Here is an 8,716-nt window from a genome sequence, read left to right on the forward strand (position 1 = left end):
GCCACTGGTCGTTCGGAAAGAACTTCCACCGGATGAAAATGCAGTACGACTTCGGCCTCAGTAAAATCTACGAGCTCGTCATCAATTCCGACCCGTGCTACGCCTTCCTGCTTGATGGCAATTCGCTCATCCAGAACAAGCTGATCGTCGCCCACGTGCTGGCGCACTGCGACTTCTTCAAGAACAATTCGCGCTTCTCGCGCACGAACCGGAACATGGTGGAGAGCATGTCCGCCACGGCCGAACGGATCCGCGGCTACGAGATCGAATACGGCGTGAAGGAAGTGGAAAATTTCATCGACGCCGTCCTGGCGATCCAGGAGCACGTCGATCCTTCGCTGACGAAGCCTTACCGCAATTCGGACCATCGCGATAACCGGACGTTCACGCTGCGCGGCGAAGCTGGCAGCGAGCCGGCACCTCCCCGCCGCAGCAGCTACGAAGACTTATGGGAGCTCGATGAGGAAGAGCGCGAGAAAGCGAAGACGCAGACGGAGCCGGAGAAGCGATTCCCGCCGAAGCCGGAGAAGGACCTGCTGCTGTTCATTGAAGAGTATGCGCCCGATTTGAAGGACTGGCAGCGCGACATTCTCACCATGCTGCGCGACGAAATGCTGTATTTTTGGCCGCAGATGGAAACGAAGATCATGAACGAAGGCTGGGCGTCCTACTGGCATCAGCGCATCCTGCGCGAGCTCGATCTCACCGAGGAGGAGACGATCGAATATTCGAAGCTCAACTCGGGAGTCGTGCAGCCGTCCAAGCACAGCCTCAATCCGTATTATTTGGGGCTGAAAATATTCGAAGACATCGAGAAGCGGTGGGACCGGGACAAAATGTTCGAGGTGCGCGAGTTCGACTCCGACCAGTCGTTCCTGCGCAATTATCTTACGAAGCAGCTCGTGGAGGACCTCGACCTTTACATCTTCGAGAAACGCGGCCCGGAATGGAAAATTACCGACAAAACCTGGGAACATATCCGCGATCAGCTCGTCTATTCCCGCGTCAACGGCGGCTTCCCGGTGCTCTACGTCAAGGACGGCGACCACGCCCGGCTCGGCGAGCTGTACCTCACCCATTCGTTCGAAGGGATCGAGCTGGATCTCAAGTATGTGGAACGGACGATGCCGTATGTATTCCAGCTGTGGGGCAAGACGGTGCATCTGGAGACGATCGTCGAGGATAAGCCGGTGCTGTTCACCTTCGACGGGAAGAAGCATCACCGCAGATTCCTGTAAAATAACGAGCCTGACGCGCTCACGGCGTCAGGCTCAGCTTTATGTCTTCAGAAGCGGCGACATGTCCGCTACAATCGATTTCATGCGTTTGGAGCAATCGTCCATCCGAATCTGCGCTTCCATGCGTTCCGCTTGACCTGCCATGCGCTCCAATTCCTCCGCGCACCGCTTCAGCGCTTGAAGGAGCTCGGCGTCCGCCGAAGAGGATGTTGGCGGCGTACTCGCCGGCTTGCTGTTGCTGTCGTTGTACAAATCCACCGTCAGCTGGCCGTTCGAATCCACCTGCCCCATGAATACCTCTTCCGCCTGAGCACCGATTCGCTTGAGCTCCTGCTCCAGCCATCCGCGGGTTTTATGTGCAGCCGCCAAAGCTTGATCGGACACGATTCCCTCCATGATGACACATTGAGGCTCCTGTTCCGGCTTCAGCTTCAGTCCCAAGCTGGCCGCGGTAAGCGGCTGCTGCTCCTTCTTCAGCAATACACTGAGCTGGCCGTCGGTCTCCAGCATCGCAAATTCCACATCCGCCACCTTGAATACGCCTTTCGACCGAAGCTGCTCAAGCAGCTCGCCGCCGGTGTAGCGTTCCTTGCGCAAGTTATCCTCGAGGATTTTGCCGTTCCGGATCATGACGGTTCCTTTACCCTCCATCAAATTCCGCAGCCACTTGCTCTTCATCGTGTACTTCTCCGCCAAGAGCGGCACGGCGAACCAAATCGTCATGGCGATTATCCCATACAAATAATGAGCCTCGATATCCGTCGACAGAAATCCGGCCAGCTCACCCAACGTAATTCCCATAATGTACTCGAAAAACGTGAGCTCCGAGATTTGCTTCTTGCCTAGAATACGCGTAACTACGAATAGGATAACAACCGCTCCCAAGGAACGAAAAATGATCATTGACCATTCCGGCATAACGCTGCCCCCCTTTCCTGCTTCGTTTCCCTTATTATGCCCTGCAACATTTCAATTATTTGGTTATTTTTCGCAGAACATGGGAACCTGAATAGGGGACATTTCAAACCATAAGGAGGCCGTGGATCATGGCGCAGAACAACGAGAAGAAGCAAGACAAACAAGACCAAGGACAAAATCAAGACCAGCAGCTGCAGCAAGTCAAGCAAGCCGCACAAGATGTTCAGCAGTCGGCCCAGCAGACACTGAAGGTCGCTCAGCAGATCGAGGCGGAGGTCAGCTCGACAGCGCTTGACAATGTCCAGCAGCAAATCGACCAAATTGAGCAGGACATTCAACAGACTCGGCAAACCGCCGACCAGTTGAAGCAGGACATGCAGCAGCAAAATTCGGAGTCGCAAGAAGGATAAGTCCGGCGGTCCGATTTCCGTAGCCCTCTTCCCCGGAAGGGGGTTTTTCCATTGGAGCGAGTATCGGTATCGGCCGATATCCGAAGCACGGCAATGTTGCCATCACCTTGAATGCGCAAATCCGATAAAGCCATATCCGAACTCAAGAGCCGCGGAGGCAATCCATATGAGGTACATCAGCGGGCGATTGACAGCATACCAAGGGGAGCCATATAGTGAGGGAAACAGGAGACGTTCACCGCAGGTCTCCCGCTCTAATCATAGTTGCTTTGCATCGATACAGTCGAATACAACCGAGAAGGAGCACGACACTTTTATGAGCGAGCACCGCTACTCCATCCCGCGCTGGATGTCGATCCTCTACCGTACGGGTCAAATGTACTTGGCTGCCCGCTTCGAGCATCTGGACATCGGCAAAGGCCAGCTCATATTCCTGAACGCGCTGTATCGGCAGGACGGTATGACGCAGGAGGAAATTTCCTATGATCTGCGGATTGACAAGGGTACGACGGCCAAGGCGTTAAAGAAGCTGGAGGAGCAAGGGTATATCGTGCGGCTGGTGAGGGCTAACGACAAGCGGTCCTACAGCGTCCATCTTACGGAGAAAGCTCTGGCCATCCAAGACGAAGTACGGCAAGGCTTTGCCGAGTGGCGGAGCCTGCTGCTGCAAGGACTTTCGGAGGAGGAGCAGGAACGGATGCTGGACAGCCTGGAGAAGATGGGCCGCAATGCCGCCGAAGTTGCCGCCAAGTTCCGCGAAGGAGACCGTCAAGTTACCGGAGGCGGAACGGATATATCCTGATGCAGGGGATCTGTTGTTTCTTCAGCCGAGGCCGGCCTGCTCAAGCCTGCCTGCGCAGCCAGAGCCGGTAAGCGCCGTACACGGCGAGCAGAAACGCTCCATAGATGATGATGGTCAGGGCTGCGCTCCCGGCCGAAGCGGCCAGTTGATCTCCAACGATGGCAAACACGAGCATAACGGGAATTTTACCAAGCACCGTTGCCGTCACATAGGCAGCTGTCGTGATGCCGCTGACACCCGAATAGACGTTGACGACAGGTGCAGGAATGATCGGAATCAGTCTGGCAAACAGTACGGCAAAGAACGGATTCGCCTTCATCAGCTGCTGCATCCGCTCGGCATAGCGGTAACGCATCGCGACTCGCTCGGCGACATCCGTTAGCGAAAGACGAGCGAACACGAACATGATATAGGCTGCGATCACTGACGCCCCGATGTTCATGATGCTGCCGGTGACGACACCAAATTTGGCGCCCAGCACACCGGCAACAATCCCGAACGGAATGACCGGGAACAAGGCGAGCGCCGCAGCGGCAAGGAACAGCAGCACCGCATCGCCCGCGTCATCACGGCTTGTCAGCCACTCGCCCAGCGCGTCGCGCTCGCTGAGTACGATAGCGAGACCCCCGATATAAACAAGTGCGATCAGCCACTTGGAGCGGAACGGGCTGCGGCGTCTTCGTCCGTCTGGCATTCCTGCTTTGTCACCTCATCACCATTAATACCTATGTGGGGTATATTCATATGCAAAAAAAACTGCCGGACCTCTGTCCGACACGCCGCCATGATGGGCAGCAGCGTTACTGTACAACGTCGTAGCCTTGATCTTCGATGGCTTCTTTAATCTTGTCAAGCGACACAACTGCGGGATCGAACTGAACGTTCACTTGCCCCGCCGCCAAATCCACTTTGCCTGCTGCGCCGAGTTCCTTCACCGCACCTTCTACGGCGCGGACGCAATGATCGCAGGACATGCCCTGCACTTTCAGCGTAACATGTTCCATCGTTCTTCTCCCCTTATCTCATCAGTTTATTCATCGTGATCATGAGCTCTTTCACAACTTCATTATCGCCTTCTTGAATGCGCTCAATGACACAGCTGTTCAGATGATGCTCGAGCAGCAGCTTGCCGACGCCGTTCAGAGCCGATTGAATCGCCGCGATCTGATTCAATACATCGTCGCAATACGTGTCCTTCTCCACCATGCCTTTGACACCGCGGATTTGCCCTTCGATGCGATTCAGCCGCGAGATCAGGCTGCTCTTCGTTTTATCCGAATGATGGCTCTTGCGCTCGCTGCCGCTATGGCAGCACGCTTCCTGCAGCTGTTCCTGCTCCGCTATATTATGCTCTTCCATGGGGTTCAACTCCTTCCTACAACCCCACTATATCATACCCCTTGGGGGTATATCAAGCGGATATTCAAATCCCGCACAACGCTTGGCCATGCTAAACACGCAGCCCGACAACCATCCAGTCGTCCCGCTGCTCCGCATCCCCCATATATTCGCGCATGGCAGCTTCGAAGAACCGGCGCTGCTCCTCCAGTTCCATCCCGTCCCCCGCCGCCGCGGCGATCAATTCGACGAAACGCTTTCGTCCGTAAGAATAATTATTGTCCCCGCCGTTCTGGTCCAAGTACCCGTCCGTCGTCATATACAGCGTATCGCGGCTGCCTGCCGAGAGCTCCTTGACCTCGAACGTGTAATGGTCCGGCGTGCGGCGGTAGCCGATTCTCTTGGCGTCCCCCTTGATCATCCGCACCTCGCCTCCGCCTTCCCCGATCACATAGAGCGAGCATTTCGCCCCCGCGAACCGGACAAGGCCGCCGCCGAAACCGACCAGCCCGATATCCAGACCGTCGTCGGACAAGCCTGCGCCGCTGCCGCCATCCTGCTGTTTCAGCGTCTCCTTCAGCAGTACGTTCAATCGCGTCAAAATCATCCCCGGATCGTCGATCGCTTCATTCTCGACAATCCGGTTCAGCAGCGTCACCGCCAGCATCGTCATGAACGCCCCGGGCACGCCGTGGCCGGTACAGTCGCCGACTGCCGCAAGCCGGACGCCGCTAGGCGTTTCCGCGATCCAATAGAAGTCTCCGCCGACAGCTTCGACCGGTTTCCAGATGACGAAGTGCTGCGGAAACAGCCTCCGCATCTGCTCCTCCGAGGGCAGCAGCGACGTCTGGATCCGCTTCGCGTAGTCGATGCTGTCGAGAATACGGCCGTTCTGTTCGGCGAGCTGCTTCGTCCGCTCGGCCACTTCCTTCTCCAGCTCCTCGTTCAGCTGCAGCGCTCGCTTGTACGGATTGAAGATCCGCCGGGAAATATAGAAGAACAGCACGATGATGACGATCAGCGTCACGACCGTAGCCATGACCGTCTGCGCCTTGATCGTTTGCAGGAACGCGATCGTCTCCGCCCGCTCGATCGTGAATACGACGCGCAAATCTCCCGAACGGAGCGGGTACGAAATCAAATCCGTCAGCTCCCCCGTTTCACCGGTAAATTCCAGCACCTGCGTATCGTCATGGAAGCGGCTCAGCACCGTCTGCGCCATGTCGCGGGGCATGTGCTTCTCGAGCTTCGTATAATCGCTCTCCAGCCGGTCGGACAGCAGCACGGTGCCGGCAGCATCAATGAGCATAACGTGCGTGCTTGTCCCGTATTTGAACGACTGGAACTCCTTGGCTACGTCCTCCAGACTCAGTCCTACGCCCGCGACTCCAAGCGGCTTGTCCGGCGATCCCATCAGCACGTTGAAGAACACGAACGTTTGCCCGCGGATGTCGTTGGAATCAATTTGCACGGCCACCTTCTTGCCGCCGGACAGCATGTTGTAGAACCATACGTGGCGCGGGTTGTCCTTCGACATATAGTCGATCACTTGCTTGCTCTCCGCCCAGTACTGGTTCGATACGGCGCTGACGATAAACGAGTTTTTATAATCGTAATCGTGCGCGAGGCTGTACAGCCTCTCCTTGGCGTACGAACCGAGGCGCCCGTCCTGCTCGCCGCCCGCCACCCACTCGATAACCGCAGGATCGTCCGCAAGCAGAACCGCCGTCTCCCGGGCGCGCTGAAGCCGTCCCTCCACCTTGGAAGCCATCGCTTGGGCGATCGTCGTCAGATCCTGCTCCTTCAGCTTGCGGACGGCTTGCTTCTCCACCAGCGTGTATACTATCGTTCCGATCAGCAGCATCGAGAACACAATAGCGGCACTTGCAAAAATAAGCACCCGTACGGCGCTTCGGTCATGCTTCAATCTCTCCAGCAAGGTGGACTCGTTATTCATCATGTTGGCACCCGCCTTGACTGTTAATCGAGCGGAATGATTCGAAACGGCAGCGTCAGGTCTTCTTTAAATTCTTCGGCGCACTCCAGCTCGCTGTCGTTGTCGCGGTTATAGTACCATGCGATCTCAACCCGCTTGCCTTCGTTGTGGGCATCTTCCAGCTTCTCCAGCAGCATGAGGAAGCACTTCGTGCTGCTAGTATTAATGTACGGCAGCGTCAAGTTTACGTGAAGCTCGCCGTTCGCCGCATCGTTCAAATACGTGTCCGCCCATTCCAGCAGCGGTTCGTAAAACTTGAACGCATTGTCCGGGTACGACTGCCCGCTGATTGCAAGCAGCTTGCGTTCCGGGTCGAATTCGACGCAGGGCGTGCTCTTCGTCGCCTCGATCGTCCATTTATCCATACGAACAGCTCCTTATATGACCGCCTTAAGCGAGAAAAATGATACGTCCCCGTCGATCTCCGTCACCGAATATTGAAGCGGAGCCGCGGATTTGCGTGCGATTTCGATCAAGCCGAGTCCGGCGGCAGCTCGCGGCGGAGCTTTTCTTTGTACAGCCGCTTTAATGCATCCTTGTCCAGACCGACGAGCTCGTCGATCGTTCGGGTCAGCTTCGGAAGGTCGCGATTCAGAACCAAATTGCCGGAAGCGATATAATAATGGCCTTCCTCTTTGCCGATCGTAATAATGGCGGATTGCACCAGCCGGTCGAATTCGGCGGCGTGTTCCTTGCTGTGCGTGTAATTTTTGATATTCTGGGTCTGCTCGATGAACACGGAGAACACGTTCGTAATCTGGTTGGAAGGACGATTCTCCGACTCCAGATAAGATTTTACCGCCTGGCCGTACTCCTCAATCAGTCCTTGCGACAGCCGTCCGCTGAAGCAGATCATGATCCCGCTATCTTGCAAAGTCTTCTGGACCTGCAGCAATTGTCGATTCATACCATCGTTCCTTTCTGCTCCATGTCAACCATCGGCAAGGTAAAATAAAAGGTGCTGCCTTCTCCATACTTGCTGATTACGCCGATCGTGCCATTATGCTGCAAGATAATTTCCCTGGAAATGGCAAGGCCCAGTCCCGTCCCCGACACACCTTCGCCGTCGGCAGCCTTCACCCGGTAAAACCTCTCGAACACGTACGGCAAACTCTCTTCATGCAAGCCGATGCCCGTATCCGTAACGCGTACGATCAGCGAGGTTCCCGACTGCTCTCCGGGAGCGTCTCCGAGCTCCGCCTCGATCTGGATGGCGCCGCCGCTCGGGGTAAACTTGATCGCATTATGTACAAAATTCGTCATCACCTGCTCGATCCGGTACGGGTCCGCCTTGACCAGCTTGCGGCTGCCGATCGGAGCCTCCGCTGCTTGTGAGCAAGAAGTGAAGCTTAATTCAACCCCCGCCTTGTCGGCGTCGATCTTGAACTTCGTCGTATATGGCCGCAGCAGCTCTTCCGGCGTCAACAAGCGAAACGTGAACGGGATCTTATTGGATTCCAGACGCGACAATTGGAACAAATCCGCGACAAGCTGATTGACGTACTGCACTTTGCCGTAGATCATGCCAAGATATTCGCCGTCTGCCGGAACGACACCGTCGAGCATCGCCTTTACATAGCCTTGAATGGACGTCATCGGCGTTCCCAGCTCATGGGAAATGTCGGAAACCAGCTTCTTGCGCTGCGCCTCCATCATTTTCAGGCTTTCCCCGGCCTCCCTCAGCTTCTGTTCCCGTTCTTTAAGCGTACGTCCCTGGATATCGCTGATGCGGGATATTTTGACGGCCGTCTTCAGCAGCTTCTCGTAGCCGATAACGAGATTGCGGAATGCGTCCTCTCTTTCCGCCGCCGCATGCTCATCCCGGAGCAGCTGCCGAGACCGTTCCAGCAGCTCCACCTCCGCAGCGAATGCGTCTTGGGCAACATCTTTCCTTGAGCGCAGCGCACCTCATCCTCCTTCCGCCGGCCGTTCGGTTAGTTCAGCTGCAGCACCTTATTTAGGGCTTGCTGAACAAGATTCGTTCCATTTACACCCAACGTAAGTCTCTAAACCC

Annotated in this window: 11 protein-coding genes; 3 read left to right on the forward strand and 8 right to left on the reverse strand. The window is 56.0% G+C overall.

Annotated elements, in window-relative coordinates; all coding sequences use genetic code 11:
* The coding region (locus tag ACFFK0_RS09795; RefSeq protein ID WP_377469977.1) for a SpoVR family protein at positions 1-1,238 on the forward strand (1,238 nt) is incomplete at its 5' end.
* A 39-nt stretch (positions 1,239-1,277) separates the two neighbouring features.
* Here ACFFK0_RS09795 and ACFFK0_RS09800 read toward each other — a convergent pair.
* Positions 1,278-2,156: a DUF421 domain-containing protein gene (locus ACFFK0_RS09800; protein WP_377469978.1), complete on the reverse strand. Its 879-nt coding sequence runs from the start codon at positions 2,154-2,156 to the stop codon at positions 1,278-1,280.
* 128 nt (positions 2,157-2,284) lie between these two features.
* Between ACFFK0_RS09800 and ACFFK0_RS09805 the strand changes: the two genes are divergently transcribed.
* The gene (locus ACFFK0_RS09805) at positions 2,285-2,566 is read left to right on the forward strand and encodes a hypothetical protein (RefSeq protein WP_377469979.1); all 282 of its coding nucleotides are present in this window, start codon (positions 2,285-2,287) and stop codon (positions 2,564-2,566) included.
* A 316-nt stretch (positions 2,567-2,882) separates the two neighbouring features.
* A complete protein-coding gene (locus ACFFK0_RS09810) occupies positions 2,883-3,368 on the forward strand; it encodes a MarR family winged helix-turn-helix transcriptional regulator (protein ID WP_377469980.1) in 486 nt (161 codons plus the stop codon).
* A 40-nt stretch (positions 3,369-3,408) separates the two neighbouring features.
* Here ACFFK0_RS09810 and ACFFK0_RS09815 read toward each other — a convergent pair whose 3' ends face one another.
* The 7 genes from ACFFK0_RS09815 to ACFFK0_RS09845 all read right to left on the reverse strand — a co-directional run bounded on the left by ACFFK0_RS09815 (position 3,409) and on the right by ACFFK0_RS09845 (position 8,559).
* Positions 3,409-4,062: a TVP38/TMEM64 family protein gene (locus ACFFK0_RS09815; RefSeq protein ID WP_377469981.1), complete on the reverse strand. Its 654-nt coding sequence runs from the start codon at positions 4,060-4,062 to the stop codon at positions 3,409-3,411.
* Between the two features lie 106 nt (positions 4,063-4,168).
* Positions 4,169-4,372, reverse strand: coding sequence for a copper chaperone CopZ (gene copZ, locus ACFFK0_RS09820; protein ID WP_377469982.1), 204 nt, complete (start codon positions 4,370-4,372; stop codon positions 4,169-4,171).
* 13 nt (positions 4,373-4,385) lie between these two features.
* A complete protein-coding gene (locus tag ACFFK0_RS09825) occupies positions 4,386-4,727 on the reverse strand; it encodes a metal-sensitive transcriptional regulator (protein ID WP_377469983.1) in 342 nt (113 codons plus the stop codon).
* A gap of 91 nt (positions 4,728-4,818) precedes the next feature.
* Positions 4,819-6,666, reverse strand: coding sequence for a SpoIIE family protein phosphatase (locus tag ACFFK0_RS09830; RefSeq protein WP_377469984.1), 1,848 nt, complete (start codon positions 6,664-6,666; stop codon positions 4,819-4,821).
* A gap of 20 nt (positions 6,667-6,686) precedes the next feature.
* Positions 6,687-7,067: a DUF1987 domain-containing protein gene (locus tag ACFFK0_RS09835; protein ID WP_377469985.1), complete on the reverse strand. Its 381-nt coding sequence runs from the start codon at positions 7,065-7,067 to the stop codon at positions 6,687-6,689.
* Positions 7,068-7,174: 107 nt separating this feature from the next.
* Positions 7,175-7,609 (reverse strand): SiaB family protein kinase, encoded by a 435-nt coding sequence (locus ACFFK0_RS09840; RefSeq protein WP_512700671.1) that lies wholly within the window; start codon positions 7,607-7,609, stop codon positions 7,175-7,177.
* Positions 7,606-8,559 carry a sensor histidine kinase gene (locus tag ACFFK0_RS09845; protein WP_377469986.1) on the reverse strand — a complete coding sequence of 318 codons (954 nt, stop codon included), beginning with the start codon at positions 8,557-8,559 and terminating at the stop codon, positions 7,606-7,608. The genes ACFFK0_RS09840 and ACFFK0_RS09845 overlap by 4 nt, the downstream gene beginning before the upstream one ends.
* Positions 8,560-8,716: the final 157 nt, after the last annotated feature.

The organism is Paenibacillus chartarius, from assembly GCF_042432825.1.
In the GTDB taxonomy this organism is placed as follows: Bacteria; Bacillota; Bacilli; order Paenibacillales; family NBRC-103111; genus Gordoniibacillus; species Gordoniibacillus chartarius.

Coding starts and splice junctions, on each gene's coding strand:
- ACFFK0_RS09800 (WP_377469978.1), bottom strand. CDS start 2,156: ATGCCGGAATGGTCAATGATCATTTTTCGTTCCTTGGGAGCGGTTGTT.
- ACFFK0_RS09805 (WP_377469979.1), top strand. CDS start 2,285: ATGGCGCAGAACAACGAGAAGAAGCAAGACAAACAAGACCAAGGACAA.
- ACFFK0_RS09810 (WP_377469980.1), top strand. CDS start 2,883: ATGAGCGAGCACCGCTACTCCATCCCGCGCTGGATGTCGATCCTCTAC.
- ACFFK0_RS09815 (WP_377469981.1), bottom strand. CDS start 4,062: ATGCCAGACGGACGAAGACGCCGCAGCCCGTTCCGCTCCAAGTGGCTG.
- copZ (WP_377469982.1), bottom strand. CDS start 4,372: ATGGAACATGTTACGCTGAAAGTGCAGGGCATGTCCTGCGATCATTGC.
- ACFFK0_RS09825 (WP_377469983.1), bottom strand. CDS start 4,727: ATGGAAGAGCATAATATAGCGGAGCAGGAACAGCTGCAGGAAGCGTGC.
- ACFFK0_RS09830 (WP_377469984.1), bottom strand. CDS start 6,666: ATGATGAATAACGAGTCCACCTTGCTGGAGAGATTGAAGCATGACCGA.
- ACFFK0_RS09835 (WP_377469985.1), bottom strand. CDS start 7,067: ATGGATAAATGGACGATCGAGGCGACGAAGAGCACGCCCTGCGTCGAA.
- ACFFK0_RS09840 (WP_512700671.1), bottom strand. CDS start 7,609: ATGAATCGACAATTGCTGCAGGTCCAGAAGACTTTGCAAGATAGCGGG.